A 23,714-nucleotide genomic window follows, 5' to 3' on the forward strand; every position below is an offset into this window, starting at 1 on the left:
TAAGAAACCTCAAAAAATGAAAAAAATTCTCCTGATGACGGCTATTGCAGCTATGGGCCTCGGCGGATGCGACAAGCGTCCCGAGCCTCTGAAGATCGACAATGCGCTGACGGCCGAAGAGATCGCCGCCGGGCGCCTCACCCCCGAGGTGATGTGGAAGATGAGCCGCGCGGGCGCATCGTCGCTTTCGCCCGACGGCCGGACGCTCCTCTACCAGCAGACCGACTACAACATGGCCGAGAACCGCGGCGTGACGACGATCCGGGTCGAAGACATGGACTCGAAGGCCGTGACATGCCTGACGGACTTCACGTCGAACAGCCTCTCGCCGAAGTGGAGCGCCGACGGGCAGCACATCTATTTCCTCTCGGACCGCGGCGGTTCGATGCAGGTGTGGCGGATGAACGCCTCGGGCGGCGACGCGACGCAGATCACGGGCAGCGGCGACAGCGAGGGCATTCCCGACGTGGAGGGCTTCGGCGTAAGCCCCGACGGAAAACACATCTGGTGGGTGCAGACCGTGCAGACGGCCGACCGCCGTTCGTCGGACATCTACAAGGACATGGACAAATCGAAAGCCCGCATCTACGACGACCTGATGGCGCGCCACTGGGACTACTGGGACGAAGGCGAATACCGCCACATCTTCGTCGGCGAGTTGGGCAAGGGACTCGTGACGGGCGGCAGGGACATCATGCCCGACGCGCAGTGGGACGCGCCGCTGGCCCCCTATTTCGACATGGCCGAGATCGCCTGGAACAACGCCGGGACGATGCTGGCCTACACCTGCAAACCGCTGACGGGAACCGCCTACGCCGTGTCGACCGATTCGGACATCTTCGTCTACGACCTCAAAAGCGGCGCGACGCAAAACATCTGCAAACCCGCCGGCATCGAAGCGAAACAGAACGACCTGCCGGGCTACGACAAATATCCCGTCTGGTCGCCCGACGATTCGAAGATCGCCTTCCTCTCGCAGCGCCGCGCAGGCAACGAGTCGGACAAGGCCCGCCTGTTCGTCTACGACTGCCATACCGCCGAAATGCAGGACCTCACCGCCGACTTCGACTACAACGCCCAGAACGTCGTCTGGAGCGGCGACGACCTGATCTATTTCATCGCCCCGATCGAGGCGACGCACCAGATCTGCCGCGTCGCACCGTCGGTCGGCGAGGTGGAGGTCCTCACGAAGGGCGACCACGACATCAACGCCTTCACGATGGCCGGGGAGCGGATCGCCGCCGAGATGTGCACGATCTCGATGGCCACGGAGTTCTTCGGGATAAATCCGGAGGACGGCTCTTTGGCGCAAATCTCGGCCATCAACAAATCTGTCTACGACCATATCCGGATGGGCGAGGTGCAGAAACGCTGGGTCAAGACCACCGACGGCAAGCAGATGCTGACATGGGTCATCCTGCCGCCCGATTTCGACCCGTCGCAGAAATATCCCGTGCTGCTCTACTGCCAGGGCGGCCCGCAGAGCGTCGTATCGCAGTTCTGGAGCTACCGCTGGAATTTTCAACTGATGGCCGCACAGGGATATATCGTCGTCGCGCCGAACCGCCGCGGCCTGCCCTCGTTCGGACAGGAGTGGCTCGACCAGATTTCGGGCGACTACTCGGGCCAGAACATCCGCGACTACCTCTCGGCCATCGACGACGTGGCCCGCGAGCCGTGGGCCGACCGGGACCGCATGGGCTGCGTCGGGGCGTCGTACGGCGGCTATTCGGTCTACTTCCTCGCCGGATGCCACGAGAAGCGTTTCAAAGCCTTCATCTCCCACTGCGGCATCTTCGATTTCGACTCGATGTACGGCCAGACCGAGGAGTTGTTCTTCGTCAACAACGACTACGGAGGCTCCTACTGGGATACGGCGAACGCCACGGCACAGCGTTCCTACGCCAACTCGCCGCACAAGTTCGTCTCGAAATGGGACACGCCGATCCTGATCTTCACCGGCGAGAAGGATTTCCGCATCCCCTACACCCAGTCGCTCGAAGCCTTCACGGCAGCCCGCGTGCTGGGCATTCCGGCGCGGCTCGTGGAGTTCGAAAACGAAGCGCACCAGGTCTTCAAGCCCCAGAACTCGCTGGTCTGGAACCGCGAATTCTTCGGCTGGCTCGACAAATACGTAAAATAGCCGATCCGGCTGAAAACGAGGGCCGTCCGGAATTCCGGACGGCCCTCGTTCGCTGTCACACTCTCAAATACGTCATTTTACACCATTTCAGTCCCGGAGCTGTTTTCGGAATCAGCCTGTCCGTTGAATAAATCTGCCGTTTCGTTGAATTTATTTTCATCCGGTCCCTGCCTTACTTATATTTGCTTTTGACTCAATCAACAAATTTTGACCATGAAAAAAGCAAGCACCAATCACAAGGAGGGGGGGGGATTAGCTACGTCGTACCCCTGATTGAACGAATCGACGTACATGTAGAGAAGGGATTCGCCGCAAGCGACGATCCCGAAAACGGCGGCGGAGGCGTGACCGAGCTTACGTCCTACGACGATCCCTACGACAACTACTAAAGCGGAGGAGCCATGAAAGACATCTTCCGCACACTGCCGGTTATCGCTGTCATGACAACGGTAGCCGCCTGTTCCGGCGGCATCGAGGAACAGAATCCCAACGGCCCGGCAACGGGCGACAAAATCCGCATCGAATTCACCGCCGAAAATCCCGGGACCGGCATCGGCCCGACGCCCGCAGCCGAAACGCGCACCAGCATCCACATCGGCGACGGATCGTTCGTGTCCCGCTGGGACGACGGAAACGAGATGACCCTGCTCTACGGGAGCACTGCCGCCAAGGCGACTTACAGCAGCGCGACCAAAAAATTCGCGACCGAAATCACCCCGGGGACGCAGGATTTCCACGCCTTCTCGCCCCACGTCGAGAACTCCTATGCCGGCAGCGTCTTCACGATTCCGTTCGGGAACCTGCGTACGCAGGACGGCAACAACTTCAACCACCGCTACGATCCGCTGATCACCACGGCGGCCCGGACCGCCGACCCGGCATCCGACGAACTGGTCTTCACGCTCAAACGGCTGACTTCGATCCTGAAATTCGAAATCTCGGGCGGCAGCGATCCGGTAAAGGCCCTGTTGCTGACGGCGGACGAAAACCACCCCGTCTCCTCGTCCGGGTTCATCGGCGCGACCGACGGCACGGGCGGCATCGACACGAGCGTCCAGAACGGCATTCCGGCGGCCTCGAACGTGATCGCCATGACTTTCGCCGAAGGCACGGCTCCGACGACGGCCGGCCTGCACGCCTACTTCAACCTGCCGGAAGGCCAGTACGAAAGTCTGAAACTGGACATCATCACGGAAAACGGCCAGATCGGAAGCATCGATCTGGCGGGCCTTCCCGCATTCGAGGCCGGCGAGCTTTACCGCCTGAAAAAAACCGGCGCACCGGCGTTCGCACCGATCGAAAAGCCGTCTCTCGACTGGCCCGGACAGGACATGGACATTCCGCACGAGATCATCGATGAAGACGGCGACATGGTGCTGGATTATCCCGCGGCAATCACGATCAACGCCCCGGCAGGCATCGCACAACTGTACGTCGACGTCGTCTCCCCGGCGCTGAATGCCCTGGAAATCGGACGGCTCGACCTCTTCAACGAGACACAGCTGCCCATCGGGATCAACTACTCCGACCTGGGCCTGAACTGCACGACCCAGATCCAGTATCAGAAATCCACGCTGTTCGACATTACGCGGCTCGTTCCGATGATTCCGCTGCTGAAAGACGGTCTGGGCAGCCTGGTTTACGGCGACCACACGTTCAACGTCACGGTCGTCGACCTGGCGGGCAACACGGAAACCCGGCCTCTGACCTTCAGGTGCAACCGGGTGGAGTGCTCGGCAAGCGACCTGTGGGCCAACACGGGAACGCTGTCGATCTACGCCGTCGACCCGCAAGCCCGGTCGGTCGTCGTGAAATACCGGGCGGAAGGCGCTTCCGCATGGCACGAGCTGACGGCCTCGGCCGTCGACGCCGCCAACGGGACGTGGAAAGCCGACATCACGGCGGACAATGTCTGGAGCCAGGAGACGAACCCGAGCGGACTCACGATATACATTCCCGATTCCGACGCCGGCATCTTCGCGCAAAAGAACTATGAATACGAACTTCTGGTCGACGGCAGCCTCCTGGAAACCGGGAAATTCGCTCCCGAAAACAACGGAGGCGACGAGATCGACAAATTCACATCCGGCTCCACCTGCTTCACCACGAACAGTTCGAACGCCACTTTCTGGGGCAGCGGCAACAATACCTTCGCATCCTCGCTCTGCACCTTCTCCGATCCGTATGCCTATTTGCAGGGCCGGAAAAATGCACTGATCGGGATTCTGGCCCCGGGCAACCTGTTCACCGGCACATTCAAATTCGAATTGCTGAAACAGACCGGCACGGTAGGATTCGGGCAGAAATATACCTACAGCGCCCGTCCGACAGCCCTGACACTGACCTATAAAGCGGCATTCGACGTTACGGGGAAGGGATTTTACAAAAAATGGGAGGACAGCTACCATACGTCGATCACTTCGGGACAGGACCAGGCGAGCGTTGTCGTATGCATCATCGACTGGGAAGCCCGGCATGAAGTGGCCTCCGGCAACAAAGCGGCCCCGACCGGAGTCTGGAATCCCGAATCGCTGTACGGACTGAACGAAACGGAACGCGCCGGGCTGATCGCCTACGGCGTCGCCTATCCCGATGCCGACGCCAATGCCGACACGCCGCTGACCATTCCGCTCCGTTACTACGACAAGGACGCCGCCGCGCCGAACGGCAGCTACACCATCATTATCTCCTGCGCAACGAGCCGTTACGGCGACTACCTGAACGGCACGGAGAACGATTTTTACGCCAGGGATTTCGCGTGGGTCTACTGATCCCGCGGACGGACCGGAGCTGCGCTCCGGCGAATGCAAAACCTCCCTGTTTCCGGCAGGGAGGTTTTTTACCCTCCGCACCCCCGGAAAGGAGTATCCGGGAGGGCAAAAAGGGAGCTGTTCGTGATGAAAATCTCGGCGTTCGTTGAATTTATTTCCGCGAACGGGAACACGTGCCTATTTTTGTACACATTACAGATAAAAGAATCTATTCTATGCGAATAAATTTCCGGATTATTTTGCTCGCGCTGCCTCTGGTCTTCGGGGCATGCTCCGATTCTTCGGATGCGGACACCCGGCCCGCGACCGAAACAATCAGCGTATCGGTAGGCTCCGGCCCGAAGATCGACATCGAAGCCGAAGACAGGTCCCGCACCCAGCTCGGCGAAGACGGCGTATCGGTCAAATGGGCTTCCGACGACCAGATCGCACTCTGGGCCGTCAACTCCCGATCCGAAACCGCGTTCAGCAAACAGGTTTTCAAACTCTACCACTACAACGCCGAATACAACACGGCCAGATTCACGGGCGACATCACACCAATGCCCGAAGACACCTATACGTATTATGCCGTGTCGCCCGTTCCGCCAGAAAGCGACGGCACGCAGGCCACCTACGAGATTCCTGCCGTGCAGAACGGCGACTTCAACGGCGACTGGGACGTGATGGTGGCCGAGCCGGTCGAGGCTCCGGCCCTGGAGAAGAACGACACCGGTGAGACGGTGCAGTTCCAGTTCCGCCACAAGGTTCACGTGCTGAAGATACGCATTCCGAAGAACGATCTGGGCGAAAAGGTCTCGGAGATCACGCTGGCATTCCCGCAGCCCGTCACGGGGCGCATGACGGTCGATGCCGCCGACCCCGATGCCGCGCCGACGCTCACCGGCGGCGACAACACGCTGACGCTGCGTTTCGATACCCCGAAAGATGCGGGCGACGCGGTTTTCGCCGTCATCGCGCCGATCGAACTCACCGCCGACCAGGCGGTGACCATCACCGCGATCTGCGAAGCCGGGGAATCCGAGCCGCGCGACATCGCCGGCAAGCACTTTTCCGAAGGCCACACCACCCCGATCGCCTACCACATCCCCGCCATCGGCCGCTATTACACGCGTCTGAACTTCTCGCTGCCTGCGGACAAGGGCACGGCGACGCTGGGCGAGACGGTCGAAAAGATCACCCTCACGGCTCCCGAAGGCTCGCTGTTCGACAACGGCACGAACGTCCGCCAGTTCACGCCGGACGCCGAGGGCAAATACACGATGGTGCTCAAACCCTCGTGGACCGACAACCTCTCGGGAAAGACCGTCACGGTGCGCTACGAATCGGAAAGCGCCGTCGTTTCGAACACGCTGACAATGCCGCAGATCACCGAATCCGGCAGCAGCGACATCACGTTCAGCGTTCCCTACCTGCTGGCGGAGGATTTCAGCAAGGCCTCCTCGTTCACGGGCGGCAGTTCCACATCCGGTTCGGCGGCGGGCAACGACCTGTCCGACAAGGGCCTTTCCGGATGGGTCGGAGGACAACGGCTTGAAATAGATGCTGGTAAATGCGCAGTTCTACGAATGTATAGCAACCTCGGCGGTCCCTACCACTCCCGTATCGACACGGCTCCCATTACCTCCATCAAAGAGGGCAAGACGCCCCGTGTCAAAGTAACTTTCAACTGCGACTGGAAGAAAAACAAAAGCAAGGAGATGAAAATCACCGTAGGCCTTTCGACCGAAACGAATCTCAACTCCTCGATAAGCAACAGTACCAACATCACGCTGACAGACAATAAATCGGCGTCGGCAGACAACATTCCGACTTCACACGAAACGATGATCTCCTCATTCGGCAGAAACAGCCGTATCGCCTGGAAAACGAATGGATCAAACGGAGGATTCGTGTTTGCTTATGACAACGTCTACCTCGACAATATCAAAGTATCCATCGTCAACGAATAACCGCCATGAGAAAACTGCTTTATATCCTTGCATCGGCGGCTGTCGCAGCCGGAGGATGCTCCGAGAAGAAAGAGGCCCCGGCCGGAGAGGGCTGCGGAACCATCCGCATCGTCTGCGAGGCCGACGCCACGATCGACGCCGCATCGACGGTTCCGGCCCAGAGCGCGACCCGCGCTGCGGCAAAACCCGCCGGAGAGGATTTCGCCCTGCGGATCACGGGCGAAGATTTCGACCGCACGTGGGAGACGGTCGCGGCGTATAATGCCGAGGACACCTCCTACTCCTTCCCCGAAGGCCGCTACACGATCACGGTCACCTACGGCGATCCCGAAGCCGAAGGCGTGGACAAACCCTACTACGCAGGCTCGACCGAAGTCGAGGTCGCAGCGCGCCGCACCTGCACCGCGCAGATCACGGCGAAGATCGGCAATTCGCAGGCCCTGGTACGCGCCACCGAGTCGTTCAAAAAATATTACAACAACGCGGAGTTCTCCGTGACGACCGGAGCGGGCAATGTCTTCACGTTCCGTCCCTGCGACGCGACCGAAGCGGAATCCGTCTGGGTGCAGGCCGGTAAGCCGCTCACCGTGAAGGGCACGGCCCGGGGCCAGAGCCAGGACGGCACGTCGGAGGGTCCGCTCTACACCTTCACCCCCGAGCCGCTCGAAGCGGCACGCCCAGCCACGCGCCACATCTTCACCCTCGACGCCAGGAAGGCCGGCAGCGCAACGCTGACCGTCACCCTCGGCGAAGGATACACCGAGACCGTGGACCTCGACGTAGAACTCAACGACGAGGCCATCGAATAACGCAAATAAAAACACCGAGATATGAAAACCTTTACCAAGATTCTGACGGCTATGGCAGCGACGGCGCTGCTCGCGACCGGCTGTGTGAACGAAGATCCCGCTTATAAGAACAACGAGCCGGGAACGCTTCCCGATCCCAATGCCAAAGGCTACCTGACGCTGGCGGACATGAGCATGCGCGTCGTGGTCGACACCGATACCGAAACCCAGCCCGACGACACGTCCGACGAAACGGCCAAGCCCACGACCCGTGCGGAAGAGGCGCAGCCCGACGTCGACGCATACATCGTCGAAATTCGCGACGCATCCGGCAAGCAGGTGCTCAAGGAAACCTACGGCAACCTGATGGTCTCGATCGGCGAGGCGGGCAGGCTGGAGCTTCCGGTGGGCAGCTACACGATGGAGGTCCGTTCGGAAGAGGCCGCCACGACGCCGGCAGCCGAATGGGAACGCCCCGTCTATTTCGGTTCGCAGGAGTTCATCATCGAGAAGAACCGAACCACATCCATCGACGAGGTCGTCTGCACGCTGAACAACATCAAGGTGACGCTGATGTGCTCGAAAGACCTCGCCGACCAGCTCACCGACGACACCAAGTCGACGGTCTCGCTGGGCGAAACGACAATGACCTTCCTGAAGAACGAAACCCGCGCGGCCTACTTCATGCCGCAGGGCGAGACCAACACGCTCAAATTACACCTCGAAGGCGCTTTCGCCGATGCGCCCGACGCACCCGTCCGGATCAACAAGAGCATCCCGGGCGTCAAGGCCGGACAATGGCGCAAACTATCCATCGTGATCACCTACTCGGACAAGGGCGACATCAAACTGGACATCGACGTCGACGACTTCGTGGAGGACGACGAAATCCCGGTCAACGATCCCGACAACCCGGGCGAACCCGGACTTCCCGTCGCCCCGACCCTCGAATGTCCCGATTACGACCTCACGAAACCCTTCCAGCTTCTGGCCTCGATGTTCGACGCCCAGGGCAACTACACCCAGCCGTTCGCCTTTGACCTCGCCTCGCCCAACGGCATCGAATCGTTCGCGGTGAAAATCACGTCGGACAACGCGGAGCTGGCCGGCATGGTGGCCGGAATCGGCGGTCCGGAATTCGACCTCTGCACGATCGGGGCGTCGGATCCCGCCTACACGGTTCTCGCAGGCCTCGGCTTCCCGCTGGGCGACGACCTCAAGGGAGCGACTTCGAAGAGTTTCGACATCGCCGGAGCCATGAAACTGCTCTATCCCGCATACGAGGGCACGCACGCATTCGCCTTCGAGATAACCGACGCCAAAGGGCTTTCGGCCCGGGCATCGCTGACGCTCGTGGTCGATCCGGACAACGAAGGCCCTTCGATTGTCGGCGTAGATTTCAATATCGACGAAACGCAAACGCCGTCCGCAGACCGCGACACGGAGATCGACATCACGGCGCAAACAGGCATCAAATCGCTCGACGTGACCATCGACTGCGACAACCTCGACGCCAAGGAGCTCGGCAAGATGGGCATCCCGGCCCGGTTCGATCTCTGCAATATCGAGGGCTTCGAGGATACGGACGGAACCATGCATCCGGCCGAAGATGTCCGGAAAGCGATTTCGGCCCTCGGATTCCCCATCGATGATGCCGTCAAGGACAAACCGTCCATCCGGCTCAAGATCGACAAGATGTTTACCGGATTGCTGGCAGGCTTCCCCGGCAACAACAATTTCATACTCACGGTGACGGAGAACAACGGCCTCAGCACGACCAAGACCTTGAAATATTACGTACCGGTGAATTAAGGCTGACGAATTATGAAAAAATATATTACCGCCGCCCTGCTGTTCTGCGCCGCGCTGACTGCCGCCTGCTCGAAAGAGACGGCCGGGAGCATCGACGCAGGCGACACGGGGGCGCTCGAAATGCGGGTTTCGGCCACGCGGGCCGAGGCCGACGGGGAATACGACCCCTTGCAGCATCTTGCCGTACGCGTCTACCGCGGCAGCAACGAGCTGCTGCGCCAATACACCGGGGAGACGCTCCCCGCGCGGCTGGAACTGCTCGCGGGCGAGTACCGCGTAGAGGTCGACGCGGGAGAAGCCGTCCCTGCGTCGTTCTCGAAGCGTCTCTACAAAGGAGAGAAGACCTTTACGGTGGCAGCCGGCCAGACGACCGTCGCTGAAGTGGAGTGCAAACGGCAGAACGTCGTCGCCGAAGTGAAATTCGACGCCACGGTTTCCGCCGCTTTCGGCGAGAATTTCCATGCGTGGGTAGTCGCCGCCGACTCGTTCGACGCCGAAAAGGCCGAGTCAGGCAGCGTCCCGGCACTGAACTACACGGCCGACGGCACGGGCTACTTTACCATGCCCGAGGGTGTGACCACGCTCACGACCCGCTTCGAGGGCACGCACCCCGACCGCGGCGTCATCGTCAAGGAGGGCCGATTCGAAGGCGTGCAGACCGGCGGCAAATACAGCGTCTCCTTCCGGTTCTCGAAGGATCTGCCGGGCTTCATCGAATGTTTCGTCGTCAAGGTGGACACCTCGACCGACGACTATGACGACACATTCCCGTTCAGCCCCGAGCCGAGCATCGAAAGCGACGGCTTCGACATGGACCAGCCGCAGGATTTCATCCCCGGGACGACCGCCCCGAAACGTTACATGATAACGACGATGGCCGCCGTAAGGAGCGTCGTGATCGGCATCGGCGACGACAGCTACGACGTGCTGAACGACACGACCGAGGGTATCGAAGTCGTCAGGGAGAGCGACTTGAGCCTGACGGTCACCCTTTCCGACGCCTTTTTCGCAGGCAGGCCGGGCGGCAGCCATCCGGTAACCATCCGCGTCGCGGATTCGGCCGGCGCCGAAGCCACCGCCATCTCGGAATACCGTCTGCAAGGCCTTCTGCCCATTGAAAAGACGGATTACGACCTCTGGACGAACAGTCTCACGCTGCGCGCGCTGGTCCTCGACCCGAACGTCACGGCGGCGACCTTCGGGCTGCGCGCCAAGGACGGGCAGTGGCTCGACGCCGAGGGCGTAAGCGCCGGCGAGGGTCTCTATGCGGCCACGTTCACGGCCGAATGGGAGGAATCGACCAATGCCGCGGGCCTGACTGTCTACACGCCCGTTGCAGGTACAGGCGTCTTCGCCGGCAACAGCTACGAGGCGCGGGCGGCACTCAATAACGAAACCGTCTCCTCGGCAGAGTTTCAGGCCGCTGCCGGGCAGGTCATCCCCGACGGGGATATGGAAAGCGAATCGCTCCCCTGTTTCGGCAAAAGCACGTCGGAATCCACTACGTTCTGGGGCAGCGGCAATGCCGCAACTTCGGGACTGTGTGCGCAGTCGACCAAACCCGGCATGGGCGGCAACTACTGCGCCAAGCTCGAATCGCAGTCGGCGTTCGGCCTGCTCGCCGCGGGCAATCTCTTCTCGGCAACGTTCCGTTTTGCGAGTCTCTCGGGAACGGCCTGTTTCGGAATGCCCTACCAGTGGACAGCGCGTCCGACGGCCTTGCGGCTCAAATACCACGCCACCGTGGGCGCCGTCAATAAGGGGACCGTCACCGAAGAGCACGAATACATCCAGGACGGCCAAGACCGTTCACGTATCTTCGCCGTTATCGTCGATTGGAACAGCCGTCACGCGACTGTCGCCGGTATGGGATCGCCGACAGGCATGTGGGACCCCGCCAAAACCGCCAAAACCGACGAAGGCCCCGTCATCGCCTACGGATCGCTGCTGATCGGCGAAACCACACCAGGCGACGCGATGACGACCGTGGAGATTCCGATCGAATATTACGACAGAACGACCAAACCTACGGGCGCATATACACTCGTCATCTCCTGTACGACGAGCGCCTACGGCGACTTCAAGGTCGGTTGTCTGGGCAATGTCATGTACGTAGACGATTTCGAATGGGTATACTAATCACTAAACGCAAGCAGATGCGCAAGCTATTCATCCGCACGCTCGCCCTCGCGCTGTGCCTCACGGGCACGGCGCAGGCGCTGCGCGCACAGGAAACAACCGCCGCCCAAACTGCGGCGACAGCCGACCAGCGCCCGAAAACGATCAACGAAATGCGCCAGGAGCGCGGACTTACCGACACGCACAACCTGTTCGTGCCGAAAGGACAGTGGATTTTCGGCGGTACGGCCTCCTACTCGACCCATACCAACAAAGGCTACCAGTTCCTCGTCATCGAGGGAATCAACTCGAAAGGCTACACCTTCCGCGTCAGCCCGCTGATCGCCTACGCCTTCCGGGACAACATGGCCCTCGGAGGACGCTTCATCTATTCGCGTACGCTGCTCAAGCTGGACAACGCCGAGCTGCACTTCGGCAACGAGGAGACGGGCACGAACATCGTGGCCAGGGATTTCTACTCGCTGAAGCAGACCTATTCGGCGGCGGCGATCTGGCGGCAGTACATCCCGCTGGGACGCAGCAAACGCTTCGCGCTGTTCAACGAAATGTCGCTCTCGGCCGGCGGCACGCAGGCGCGCTTCGCCAACGACTCGCCCGTGAAAGGAACCTACGAAACCGGCTACACCCTTTCGCTGGGCATTTCGCCGGGCATCATAGCCTTCGCTACCAACAACATGGCCGTCGAAGTGAACGTGGGCGTGATGGGCATCACCTACAACCACACCAAGCAGGTTCACAACCAGGTCACCGTGGGCAAGCGCAACACGAGCATGATGAACTTCAAGGTCAATATCTTCTCGATCGGCCTCGGCATGGCCTTCTATCTCTAAAAACGGCATACTATGACACGAAGCATACTCTGCACCCTGCTGATCATGATCATCTCTTGCGGCAACGCGCTGTCGCGGCCGACCGCCGTGGCCGGAAACCCGGAGGAAACGGCCGCTGCGGCAGCAGCCGCAATCGCAGCCGCCGCAGCCGAAACGATCTCCACCGAAGACGAAGTTCCGGCCTCGGAAGCGGCAGCCCCGGCCGACGGACATGCCGGACAAAAGCCAATGCAGGCCCTCAAGGCCGCTGAAGCCGAGTCGCCGATCCGCGGCAAAAACCGGTTCCTGCCCACGCGCCGGCGCATCGACCGTGAGATCAACAAACTCAAGTTCGCCTACAAGGGCGAGGTGATGATGGGCCTGACGGCCTCCTACGGCACGATGTCGAGCGACGACACGGACATCATGCTCATCCTCGACGGCATCGACGCCGACGGCACGGTGGCCACCGTCAAGCCCTTCATCGGCTATTTCTACCGCGACAACAACTGCCTGGGCGTGCGCTTCGGCTACCGCCACATGGACGGCAACCTCGATGCCGCACGCTACGACCTGGGCGAAAGCAACGACGCCTCGGGCAGCATCCCGAAGGTCAATTTCAACAGCGACAACTATTCGTTCGGCATTTTCCACCGCTCCTACGCGGGACTCGACCCGAAGGGCCGTTTCGGACTGTTCGCCGAGTTCGAACTCTCGCTGTCGACAGGAACGTCGAAACTCTCCTACCAGCCGGACACCGCCAGCGACAACATGAAAACCACCCTCAGCGACAATACGCAGCTCAAATTAGCGTTTAATCCGGGAGCTGCCGTCTATATCTTCCCCAACGTCTGCGCCACGCTTTCGTTCGGTCTGGGCGGCATCCAGTACACCTCCGTCACGCAGAAGGACGACGCCGGCAACAAGATCGGCACGCGCAAGGCTTCGAACATGCGTTTCAGGCTCAACGTCGCCGCCATCAATTTCGGCATGACGATACACCTGTGGGACAAGAAAAAGAGATAAGTTATGACCAGATACCTGAAAACAGCACTCCTTGCAGCCGCGGCGCTTCTTGCGTCGTCGTGCATCCACAACGACATCCCCTATCCGGTCGTCGAACTCCGCATCGCTGGCGTCGAAGGCCAGGGCTTCTCGGTCTCGGAAAACAACGTCACGTCGCGGGTGGTCACCCTCTCGCTCGACGAAGCGACAGACATCCGCAACGTGCGGATCGACGCCGTGGGTTACGACGCCGTCATCCACAGCATCCAGCTCGACAAGAAGGAGGTCCTGCAACAGATCCGCAGCTCCCGGGAGCTGACCGGCACGTTCGACATGCGTTCTCCGATCTACACCACGCTTTCGCTCTATCAGGATTACGAATGGACGATCCGCGCCGCGCAGACCATCGAGCGCCGTTTCAGCGTGACGGGACAGATCGGCGCCACGGAGATCGAGGAGAAAAACCGCATCGCCCGGGTCTATGTCCCCGGCGGCACCGACCTGGAGCACATCGAAGTCACGGAACTCAAACTCGGTCCCGCCGACATCACGACCTATTCGCCTTCGCTCGAAGAACTTTCGGGCAGCAGCTTCGAATCGGTGCGCTTCGTAGACGTCACCTGCCACGGGATCACCGAACAGTGGCTGCTTTACGTGGAGCCTACCAATGTAAAGGTCGCTCTCCGGGCAACCGACCTGTGGAACAATACGGCCACGGCCACGGCACTCGTCTCCGCCGAGGAGTATGCCTCGGGCGCCGCGCTGGAATACCGCATCAAGGGCGACACGGAGTGGCAGAGAATGCCGGAGAGCAGCTACGATGCCGGCATCCTGACGGCGACGCTCGCGCCCGAATGGAGTTCGTCGACCAACCCCTACGGTCTTGCCGTCTACAACTTCGTACCGGACAAGGGTCTCTTCGCAGGTCACACCTACGAATTCCGACTGACGGTCGGGGGCGAGCAGACCCAGCTGATGGAATATGTGGCCCCCGCGGGCAACACGATTCCCGACGGCGACATGGAAGACAGTTCGCTGAGCTGCTGGACACAGAACAACAAGACCGCGGAGTTCTGGGGCAGCGGCAACAACACCTTCACCAGGGGACTCTGCACGCAGGCCACCTTCGACGGGGGCACACGTGCCAAACTCCAGGCTACGTCCGCCGTGGGAGTCCTCGCCTCGGGCAACCTCTTCTCGGGACTTTTCCAAAAGGACGTTCTGACCCGGGGTGTCGTGTCGTTCGGCCAGCCCTACGCCTGGAAAGCCCGTCCCAAAGCGCTGAAACTGCAATACTATGCGGAAAAAATCGGCATCGCCGACATCGACAAGAATTTCGGCGCACCGATCAGGGAGGGCGATCAGGACAAGGCCCGCATCATGGTCGCCATCGTGGACTGGAACACCCGCCGCGAGGTCGGATCGGGCACGGAAGCCCCCACCGGGACCTGGGACCCGGAAGAGGCGACGGCGGTCGACGAGGGACCGATCATCGCCTACGGCTCGCTCTTCATCGACCAAAGTTCGACCGGCGGCAAGATGATCGACGTACAGCTTCCGCTCAACTATTACGACCGGACGGCCAAACCGTCGGGACTGTATCAGATCGTGATCTCCTGCTCGACGAGCGCCTACGGCGACTTCATGGTAGGCTGCAAGTCGAACGTACTCTACGTCGACAATTTCGAGTGGGTCTATTAGACGACCCGGACCTCTGAAAAAGGCGCTTCTTCCCGAAGCGCCTTTTTCAATAACCGGCAAAATGCCCCGAAAAGCCGGACGCAAACATCCGTTTCCGCCTTTTTTGCCGGATCATAAAAAATATCCGAAGCCAGGGGTAGGGTTTTCGGGGGCTCGTCCGTGATATAAATAGAATGAAGACACCCGAACATCCCATTGAAGAACTGATAACCCGCCAGCTCGACGGTGTACCCCTCACCGACACGGAACGCCGAAAGCTGCACAAGTGGCTCGAAGCGTCCGAAACGAACCGCCGCGCTTTTCTTCGGGCTTACGAAGCCTGGGGCGACGCGCATCTTGCAGAAACCCGGTTCGACACCGGACAAGCCTTCGAAAATATCAGGGCCCGGATCGCCGAAGCGTCCAAACCCCGGCCTATACTACGGCTGCAACTGCGCCGTCTGGGCATCGGCATCGCAGCGGCAGCCTGTGTCGCGCTGGCGATGGCCAGCTACCACCGGCTGCAACTGGCATCCGTCCCGGACATCGAAGCCTTTATCCGGCAGGCCGAAGCCCCCGTATTCACGCAGAAGGAGGTGCAACTGGTACTCTCCGAACAGAAAACCCTCCTGCTCGAAACCCAAAAATCGACGATCCGCTACGACTCGACCGCCATCCAGATCAACAACGCCGAAAAGACCATTCCCAAGAAAGAGGCCGCGACGTTCAACCAACTGGTCGTTCCCTACGGCAAGCAGACCACGCTGACGCTCGCCGACGGAAGCCGTGTCTGGATCAACGCCGGGTCGCGGCTGATCTACCCCGTCGTATTCGAAAAACAGAAACGCGAAATCTATGTCGAAGGCGAAATCTACATGGAGGTGGCGCACGACGCCGAACGGCCGTTCTCGGTGCATACGGGTAAGATGGATGTCTGCGTTCTGGGAACCAAATTCTACATATCGTCCTACGGCCGCGACCGCACACAGGAGGTCGTCCTGCTCTCCGGTTCGGTGAGCGTGGCCCCCGCCGGGCGGCCTGACCACGGCATCCGCATCGTCCCCGGCCAACAGGCTGTCCTCGGGGCTTCGGAAACGTTGGAGGTTCACGAGGTGCAAGCCGAAAGCTATATCAGTTGGATTTACGGATACCTGCCTTTCGACAACGACCGCCTGTCGAATATCCTCGAACGCCTCGCGCGCTATTATAATTGCCGGATCGAGTGTACGCCCGAGGCCGCTGCGCTGACCCTCTCGGGCAAACTCGACCTGAAGGACGACTTAACCGAAGTGCTGAAGATCCTGAGCGTCACGGCTCCGATCCAACTGCAAATTATCAGTCCCGGAAATTTCCGGATCGACTACAACCCGGCTTCCAGCCGCCTAAACTGACCTGCCTATGTAACAGACCATCCCCGAAAAGAGACCGGATGTCGTCCCACAACGACATCCGGCGTGATTGAAAATCTAAAATTACCCTACTTTAAACTTCAAATCTTTACAAATGTACAACAAAAATGGTAAAATCGGTCTCTCCGAGGCCGATAATGGGGGATTATTCCGCCTATTCCGGATAACGCTCCTGTTTTTGCTGGCTGCAATCGGGTTCATCCGGCCCGTCGGCGCACAAACGGCAGAGGAGGCGAAAACCATCACGCTCGACGTACAGAACCGCCCTATCAAAGAGGTCTTCACGCAGATCGAGCGCCAAAGCGACTACATTTTCGTCTACTACGACAACATCCTGGACATCCACCGCAAAGTCACCCTGAAAGTCGCGAATCAGTCCATTTCAACGGTTTTGAAACAGTTGTTCGCCGGAACCGGCAACACGTGGAAACTCTCGGGACGGCAGATCGTCATCGGCCGGTCCGCGTCCCCGGGCACCGGAGTGCCCCAGAAGATCGCGCGTATCACGGGCGTCGTCAAAGACCCGAACAACGAACCGCTCATCGGCGTCACGGTCCGCGTCAAAGCCCGTCCGAGTATCGGTACGGCCACCGACATCAACGGCAAATACCTGCTCGACGTGTATCCCGGCGAAGTGCTGGAATTCAGTTATGTGGGCTACAAACCGCAGGATGTTCCGGTCGCAGACCGGGAAATCGTCGACGTGGTGATGCAGCAGAACGACGCGATTCTCGACGCCGTGGAAGTCGTTGGCTACGGCGTACAGAAAAAGATCAGCGTCATCGGCTCGCAGCAGACCATAGCGACCAAGGAGCTGAAAGTTCCCGTCGCTAACCTCACGCAGGGCCTTGCAGGCCGCGTATCGGGCCTGGTTTCAGTCCAGCGGACCAGCGAACCCGGCTTCGACGACGCCAACATCTACATCCGCGGCATCTCGACCCTGACGGCCAGCATGAGCGCTCCGCTGACACTCGTCGACGGCGTCCCCCGCTCGTTCGCCAACGTCGACCCCGAGGACATCGAGAGTTTCTCGATCCTCAAAGATGCGTCGGCAACGGCCGTTTACGGTGTCCGCGGCGCCAACGGCGTCATTATCATCAACACCAAGAACGGTCTGAAAGGGCGCCCCAAATTCAGCGTACGCTATACGGAAGGCCTTACCAAACCGACCAAGATCACCGATTTCGCCGACGGCGCGACCTACATGGAAATGTCGAACGAGGCATCGCTGACCCGCGGCGGCGGCCGGCTTTACAGCCGCGACATCATCGAAAAGACCCGCCGCGGGGATGACCCCTACCTCTACCCCGACGTAGACTGGATGAAAGAGATCCTGCGTGACTTCAGCCGCAACCGTTCGGCCAACGTCAACGTGCAGGGCGGTTCCGACAAGGCGGTCTACTACATCGGCCTGGCCTATTACGACGAGAACGGCATGTATAAGGACACGAAACTGGCCGACTACAATTCGAACACCTTCTACCGCCGTTACAACGTCACTTCGAACCTCACGCTCAACCCGTTCCGCACCACCGAGATCAAACTGGGCATCCAGGGCTACCTGGCCAACGCCAACTACCCGGCCTCCTCGCAGGCGAGCATCTTCGAATCGGCCTACTTCACGCCCCCGACCTACATCGCACCGCTCTATCCCGACGGCAAGCTCGGAGCCTTCTCGGGCGGCAACCTCAACCCCGTCGCACAGCTCGGCGCAACGGGTTACGCCAACCAGTGGCGCAGCCAGGTCTACTCGAACCTGCGCGTCACGCAGCAGCTCTACAAAGGGCTTTCGATCTCGGGCATGTTCTCGTTCGACACCTACAACTACACGAGCAACCGTTTCACCAAAACCCCGAACACCTACCACGCCACGGGACGCGACGCCAACGGCAACCTGCTCTACGAGCAGACCCGACAGGGAACCGAGAACCTCGCCTACAGCCTCAGCGCCAAGGGCAACCGCGCCATCTACCTGGAGGCGGCGATCAACTACCGCAACACCTTCGGCAAACACACCGTGTCGGGCATGATGCTCTTCAACCAAAGCGACGAAATCAACACCAAAGCGTCGAACGTCGAAGAGGCCCTTCCCTACCGTTTCCGCGGCTTGGCGGGACGCTTCACCTACTCCTTCGACGACCGCTATTTCGGGGAGTTCAACTTCGGATACAACGGCTCGGAAAACTTCGCTCCGAACCACCGCTACGGCTTCTTTCCGTCGGTCGGACTGGGCTGGGTGATTACCAACGAACCCTTTTTCAAGGGGGGGGGAGCCACGGAAGTGATCCAGTACCTCAAACTGCGCGGCACATGGGGCCGTGTCGGCAACAGTAATATCAGCGGACGCCGCTTCGCCTATCTGGCCACCGTCAAAGACAACAAGGACACGAGTTACCAGTTCGGCAAAAACATGGATCAGACCTACGGGACCACAGCCATTGACGAATATGCCGTGGACGTGACATGGGAAATCGCAGACAAAGCCAACATCGGCCTGGACATGCGCCTGCTCAACAACAAGTTCAACCTGCAGTTCGACGCCTTCAAGGAGTCGCGCAAAGGCATCTACCTGCGCCGCACGAGCATCCCGTCCTATTTCGGCATGATCAACGCTCCCTACGGCAACATCGGCAAGGTCGAGAACAAGGGCATCGAATTGTCGGTCAGCTACGCCAATTCGTGGAACGACTGGTCGTTGAGCGTCATGGGGAACTATTCGTTCAACCGCAACAAAGTCCTGGAGGACGACAGCACTGTGGCCTATCCCTGGCAGAGAACCATCGGCAACAAGGTCGACCAACGGTTCGGACTCATCGCGCTGGGACTTTTCGAAAGCACGGAAGAGATCGCCGCATCCCCCGTACAGGTCGGCGACACACGCCCGGGCGACATCCGCTACAAGGATATCAACGGCGACGGCAAGATCGACGAATACGACAAGGTTCCCATCGGCTGGGGAAGCGTTCCCGAGATCATCTACGGCTTCGGATTCTCCGTGGGCTGGAAAAGCCTCTCGCTGTCGGCCATGTTCCAGGGCGCGGCCCATGTCGACGCGATGCTCAGCGGCGAAGGCGTACTGCCTTTCGCACAGGGATCGAGCCGCGGCAACCTGTTGAGTAACATCACCGACCGCTGGACCGAAGCCAATCCCCGACAGGACGTCTTCTACCCCCGTCTCTCGATCGGAAACATGAACATGAACTACGAGGCCAGCACGTGGTGGCTCAAAAGTACCAGCTACCTGCGCCTGAAGAACATAGAACTCTCCTACACGCTTCCCGACCGCTGGATGAAACGCATACATATCAACAATGCGCGCATTTTCATCCAGGGCGTCAACCTGCTTACGTTCAGCAAGTTCAAACTGTGGGACGTGGAACTGGGCGACGGCCGCGGCGCCAAATACCCTAATATCGGCTCCGTCAGTCTGGGTATCAACTTCAACTTCTAAAACTCCCGACAAGCTATGAAACTTAAAATAACACTCCCATTACTGACCGCTCTCTGTATCCTGACCGCCTGCAACGACGACTTCTTCGACCAGGTCCCCGACGACCGGATCACCATCGAGCAGGTCTTCCAGCAGACCTCCTATTCCGAAAAGTACCTGGCTACCGTTTACAGCTACATCCGCGACGAATCGCACCGCACCAACGGCGTGCCCTGGGACCCCTGCTCGGACGATCTGGATGTCACCTACGACCGCGAAGATTACAACTCCTTCAAAATGAACCTCGGCAACTGGAGCGCTTCGTCGAATTACTACGAATACTGGACCCACTACTACCGGGGCATCCGCTCGGCGACCTATTTCATCCAGCACATCGGCTCGAACCAGGAGATGCTCGACGACCCCACGCGCGGTCCCATCGTCGTCGAACAGTATAAGAACGAAGCCCGCTTCCTGCGCGCCTGGTTCTACTACTGCCTGCTGCGCCAGTACGGTCCGTGCGTACTGCTGGGCGACGACGTGCTTTCCGGAGACCTCGACCGAGACGACGTGAAGATGAACCTGCCCCGCAGCCCCTACGACGAATGCGTGGATTATATCGTCCGCGAACTCGACGACATGATCGACAACAACCGCCTGCCGCTGCACTTCACCACACAGGCCGACAAGGACTACGGCCGCGCGACGCTGGCCATGTGCATGGGCCTCAAAAGCCGCGTGCTGCTGCTGGCCGCCAGCGACCAGTTCAACGGCAACCCGGCCTACGCCAACGTGGTCAACACGGACGGCAAACACCTCTTTCCGACCCGGAAGGACCCGGAAAAGTGGAACCGGGCCGCGCAGGCCGCCAAAGCAGTCATCGACCTGGGCATTTTCGACCTTTACAAAGAATACCACAAGGACGGTACGCTCGACCCCTACATGTCGTGCCGCAACGTCTTCCTGGAGAACTGGAACAGCGAGGTCATGATGGTCCGCATCAGCAACTCCCTGCAACACTGGGAGCGCTCGGCATCTCCGCGTCAGTTCAGCGGCTACGAGAGCATGGGTGCGACCCAACAGCTCGTCGACGCCTTCCGCATGAAGGACGGCACGGCCATCACCCCCGACAAGGAGAGCGGCTATTCGACAACCAATTACGCAGACACCAAATCGGGCTGGGTATTCGCTCCGGCCGGGACGCGCAACATGTTCGTCAACCGCGAGCCGCGTTTCTACGTCAACATCTGCTTCAACGGCGCCTACTGGATCGGCGACCAGAAAACCCGCATCCAGCTCTACTACACCGGCGGGTCGGGCAAGAAGGGCACGTGGGATTTCCCGCGCTCGGGCTATATCGCCATCAAGAACGTCTCGCCCTCGTCCAACCCCAAGAACAGCAACTACATCAAGCGGCCCTTCGTCATCATGCGCTACGCCGAAATGCTGCTCAACTACGTCGAAGCGCTCAATGAATACGATCCGGGCAACCCGGACATTGAGACCTACCTCAACCTGATCCGCGAACGCGGCGGCCTGGGTCCCGTCCAAAGCGATCTCAACCAGAACCAGATGCGCGAGCAGATCCGTCTGGAGCGCCGTATCGAACTTTGTTTCGAGCAACTGCGCTACTTCGACACCCGCCGCTGGCTGATCGCCGACCAGACCGACGGAGGACCCTTCTACGGCATGAACGTCGATGCCGGCAACAGCTTCACCGACGAAGCGTTCTACGAGAAAACGGTGTTCGAGACCCGTGTGTTCCGGCCCGAGTTCTACCTTTTCCCCATTCCCCAGTCCGAAATCAACCGCGATCCGCAGATCGTCCAGAATCCCGGCTGGTAACCGTTAAAACGAATAACAATCATGAAACTTACCGAATACCTGACTCTCCTCTGCTGCGGAGCGCTTTTCGCCGCCTGCGAAAACCCGGTTCAGGATGACCTGAACGTGGACAACCCCGAGAACTATACGCGTATCTACACGGTCAACGCCGCTGATGACACTTCCAAGAACACCCTTGTCTTCCCGCTCGAACGCGACACGTCGTTCATGGTCTATGCCAACCTGAGCGGCATCCGCAATCCGGGCTGCGACGTGACGGTCAAATTCCGGGTCGCGCCCGAACTGGTCGCGGCCTACAACGAAAAGAACCAGAGCAGCTATCCGATGATGCTCGACGGAAGCTATACGGTCGAAAACTTCGAAACGGTGATTCCCAACGGGAAATACATCTCCTCGCCCGTACGGATCGCCATCAACAGCCGGGCTTTCGACGGCGTGGGCGTCTTCCTGCTGCCCGTCAGCATCGAAAGCGTGACGCCCGGCCTGGCGATCAACGAATCGTTGCAGACCGCCTACCTGCGCATCAACGGCTACTACACCGAAAACCCGTTCCCTGCATATGACAAGAGCAGCTGGTCGATCGCGGGCTTCTCGACCGAAGAGGCCGAGGCGACGACCGCCTATCCCAACCGCGGGCGGGCCGTTTCGATCATCGACGGCGAGAACAACACCTATTGGGGCACGCAATGGCGCAGCGCCAAACCCGGTCCGCCGCATTGGGTCGCCGTCGACATGGGCGCACCCAAGGAACTGCACGGACTCACGATCCGCGGACGGTCCGACAAAGAAGGCTCCGACGTTCCCAAGAGCAGCGGCAACCCGCGTATCTTCAACATCGACGTGAGCGACGACAACCAAAACTGGACCCATGCAGGGACCTTTACCGTCGAAAACCGGATCGAGAACACGGTATACCTCGACCACAAGGCAACGGGGCGCTATTTCCGTATCTTCGTCACCGCCACGCAGGCCGATCTCTACCAGACCTGCATCGCCGAAGTATGGGCCTTCTGATCCGACAAACAATATTAACTTCAAACGAGAGACCATGAAAAAAACGATATGCCTGTGGACGCTCCTCCTGATTGCCGTTTCATGCACCAACGACGACAATTACAACGACCGCCACGGCGACAAAGCCGTCATTCCGCCCAAAGGCCGGATTCTCCGCGTAATGACCTACAACATCTACGGCGCACGCGCCACAAGCCCTGCCAATGCAGCCGACCTGGACGCGCTGGCCGAGGTGATCCGCCGGCAAAACCCCGACTTCGTGACCCTCAACGAAGTGGACGCCTTCACCAACCGCACGGGAAAGGACGTACACCAGGCCCGCGACCTCGCCGCCAAACTCGGCATGGAGTGGCACTTCTCGAAGGCCATCGACCGCGACGGAGGCGAATACGGCGACGCCGTACTGTCGAAGCACCCGATTCTCGAAACACGCAGCTACCGGCTTCCCTGCGCGGCCTCACAACCCGGCGAGGACCGCTCGCTGTGCGTCATCCGCGTCGAGATCGACGGCAAGGATCTCTATGTCGCCTCAACGCACCTCGACCATCTTTCGGGCGATGCGAGCCGCATGGTGCAGGCCAATGAAATCCGCCGCATCCGCGACACGGATCTGGGCGGGGACCTCATCTTGTCGGGCGACCTCAATGCGATTCCCAGTTCGAACGTCATCGCCACGATGACGGCGTTTCTCACCAACGTCGGAACGATAGACCAGTATACCTTCCCTTCGGACAGCCCCACACGCAAGATCGACTACATCCTGTATGCCCCGATCGAACACTTCGGCGTGCAGAACTGTACCGTAGTTTCGCGCGCCGACCAGCAGGTCGACGGAGTCGACGCTTCGGACCACCGTCCCGTGGTGGCCGACATCCGGTTCCAGACCGAGGAAGACCTTGTCGAAACACAGGAGTAAA

The 23,714-nt window shown here is 59.9% G+C and carries 15 protein-coding genes; all 15 read left to right on the forward strand.

The window, feature by feature from the left end:
• Nucleotides 1–16 precede the first annotated feature (16 nt).
• The gene (locus ACGHP5_RS02490) at nt 17–2,143 is read left to right on the forward strand and encodes a S9 family peptidase (protein ID WP_390567947.1); all 2,127 of its coding nucleotides are present in this window, start codon (nt 17–19) and stop codon (nt 2,141–2,143) included.
• 188 nt (nt 2,144–2,331) lie between these two features.
• Entirely contained in the window at nt 2,332–2,532 is a 201-nt protein-coding gene (locus ACGHP5_RS02495; RefSeq protein WP_390567948.1) for a hypothetical protein, read from the forward strand.
• A gap of 12 nt (nt 2,533–2,544) precedes the next feature.
• Entirely contained in the window at nt 2,545–4,914 is a 2,370-nt protein-coding gene (locus tag ACGHP5_RS02500; protein WP_337773189.1) for a PCMD domain-containing protein, read from the forward strand.
• A 215-nt stretch (nt 4,915–5,129) separates the two neighbouring features.
• Nucleotides 5,130–6,866 carry a fimbrillin family protein gene (locus ACGHP5_RS02505; RefSeq protein ID WP_302583696.1) on the forward strand — a complete coding sequence of 579 codons (1,737 nt, stop codon included), beginning with the start codon at nt 5,130–5,132 and terminating at the stop codon, nt 6,864–6,866.
• Nucleotides 6,867–6,871: 5 nt separating this feature from the next.
• Nucleotides 6,872–7,675: a DUF4493 domain-containing protein gene (locus tag ACGHP5_RS02510; RefSeq protein WP_337657553.1), complete on the forward strand. Its 804-nt coding sequence runs from the start codon at nt 6,872–6,874 to the stop codon at nt 7,673–7,675.
• Between the two features lie 21 nt (nt 7,676–7,696).
• Complete coding sequence (locus tag ACGHP5_RS02515) at nt 7,697–9,466, forward strand: DUF4493 domain-containing protein (RefSeq protein WP_390567949.1); 1,770 nt, start codon at nt 7,697–7,699, stop codon at nt 9,464–9,466.
• 12 nt (nt 9,467–9,478) lie between these two features.
• On the forward strand, nt 9,479–11,605 hold the full coding sequence (locus tag ACGHP5_RS02520; RefSeq protein ID WP_390567950.1) for a DUF4493 domain-containing protein: 2,127 nt from the start codon (nt 9,479–9,481) through the stop codon (nt 11,603–11,605).
• 17 nt (nt 11,606–11,622) lie between these two features.
• On the forward strand, nt 11,623–12,435 hold the full coding sequence (locus ACGHP5_RS02525; protein WP_290532105.1) for a hypothetical protein: 813 nt from the start codon (nt 11,623–11,625) through the stop codon (nt 12,433–12,435).
• Between the two features lie 12 nt (nt 12,436–12,447).
• On the forward strand, nt 12,448–13,440 hold the full coding sequence (locus ACGHP5_RS02530) for a hypothetical protein (RefSeq protein ID WP_337773180.1): 993 nt from the start codon (nt 12,448–12,450) through the stop codon (nt 13,438–13,440).
• A 3-nt stretch (nt 13,441–13,443) separates the two neighbouring features.
• Nucleotides 13,444–15,120 carry a PCMD domain-containing protein gene (locus ACGHP5_RS02535; protein WP_337773179.1) on the forward strand — a complete coding sequence of 559 codons (1,677 nt, stop codon included), beginning with the start codon at nt 13,444–13,446 and terminating at the stop codon, nt 15,118–15,120.
• Nucleotides 15,121–15,293: 173 nt separating this feature from the next.
• Nucleotides 15,294–16,490, forward strand: coding sequence for a FecR domain-containing protein (locus ACGHP5_RS02540; RefSeq protein ID WP_337773177.1), 1,197 nt, complete (start codon nt 15,294–15,296; stop codon nt 16,488–16,490).
• Between the two features lie 196 nt (nt 16,491–16,686).
• Nucleotides 16,687–19,959 (forward strand): TonB-dependent receptor, encoded by a 3,273-nt coding sequence (locus ACGHP5_RS02545; RefSeq protein ID WP_390567951.1) that lies wholly within the window; start codon nt 16,687–16,689, stop codon nt 19,957–19,959.
• Between the two features lie 15 nt (nt 19,960–19,974).
• Nucleotides 19,975–21,783, forward strand: a complete 1,809-nt coding sequence (locus ACGHP5_RS02550; RefSeq protein WP_337757043.1) for a RagB/SusD family nutrient uptake outer membrane protein — start codon at nt 19,975–19,977, stop codon at nt 21,781–21,783.
• Nucleotides 21,784–21,804: 21 nt separating this feature from the next.
• Nucleotides 21,805–22,797 (forward strand): BT_3987 domain-containing protein, encoded by a 993-nt coding sequence (locus ACGHP5_RS02555; protein ID WP_390567952.1) that lies wholly within the window; start codon nt 21,805–21,807, stop codon nt 22,795–22,797.
• Between the two features lie 34 nt (nt 22,798–22,831).
• The gene (locus ACGHP5_RS02560) at nt 22,832–23,713 is read left to right on the forward strand and encodes an endonuclease/exonuclease/phosphatase family protein (protein WP_290532112.1); all 882 of its coding nucleotides are present in this window, start codon (nt 22,832–22,834) and stop codon (nt 23,711–23,713) included.
• Nucleotide 23,714 lies beyond the last annotated feature (1 nt).

This window comes from Alistipes sp. i18-0019-D1 (assembly GCF_042852885.1).
Lineage (GTDB): Bacteria > Bacteroidota > Bacteroidia > Bacteroidales > Rikenellaceae > Alistipes.

Bases quoted from the DNA above. Each gene is read 5' to 3' on its own strand.
- ACGHP5_RS02560 (WP_290532112.1), top strand. From the start codon at position 22,832: ATGAAAAAAACGATATGCCTGTGGACGCTCCTCCTGATTGCCGTTTCA.
- ACGHP5_RS02525 (WP_290532105.1), top strand. From the start codon at position 11,623: ATGCGCAAGCTATTCATCCGCACGCTCGCCCTCGCGCTGTGCCTCACG.
- ACGHP5_RS02515 (WP_390567949.1), top strand. From the start codon at position 7,697: ATGAAAACCTTTACCAAGATTCTGACGGCTATGGCAGCGACGGCGCTG.
- ACGHP5_RS02490 (WP_390567947.1), top strand. From the start codon at position 17: ATGAAAAAAATTCTCCTGATGACGGCTATTGCAGCTATGGGCCTCGGC.
- ACGHP5_RS02550 (WP_337757043.1), top strand. From the start codon at position 19,975: ATGAAACTTAAAATAACACTCCCATTACTGACCGCTCTCTGTATCCTG.
- ACGHP5_RS02535 (WP_337773179.1), top strand. From the start codon at position 13,444: ATGACCAGATACCTGAAAACAGCACTCCTTGCAGCCGCGGCGCTTCTT.
- ACGHP5_RS02520 (WP_390567950.1), top strand. From the start codon at position 9,479: ATGAAAAAATATATTACCGCCGCCCTGCTGTTCTGCGCCGCGCTGACT.
- ACGHP5_RS02540 (WP_337773177.1), top strand. From the start codon at position 15,294: ATGAAGACACCCGAACATCCCATTGAAGAACTGATAACCCGCCAGCTC.
- ACGHP5_RS02555 (WP_390567952.1), top strand. From the start codon at position 21,805: ATGAAACTTACCGAATACCTGACTCTCCTCTGCTGCGGAGCGCTTTTC.
- ACGHP5_RS02505 (WP_302583696.1), top strand. From the start codon at position 5,130: ATGCGAATAAATTTCCGGATTATTTTGCTCGCGCTGCCTCTGGTCTTC.
- ACGHP5_RS02500 (WP_337773189.1), top strand. From the start codon at position 2,545: ATGAAAGACATCTTCCGCACACTGCCGGTTATCGCTGTCATGACAACG.
- ACGHP5_RS02530 (WP_337773180.1), top strand. From the start codon at position 12,448: ATGACACGAAGCATACTCTGCACCCTGCTGATCATGATCATCTCTTGC.
- ACGHP5_RS02510 (WP_337657553.1), top strand. From the start codon at position 6,872: ATGAGAAAACTGCTTTATATCCTTGCATCGGCGGCTGTCGCAGCCGGA.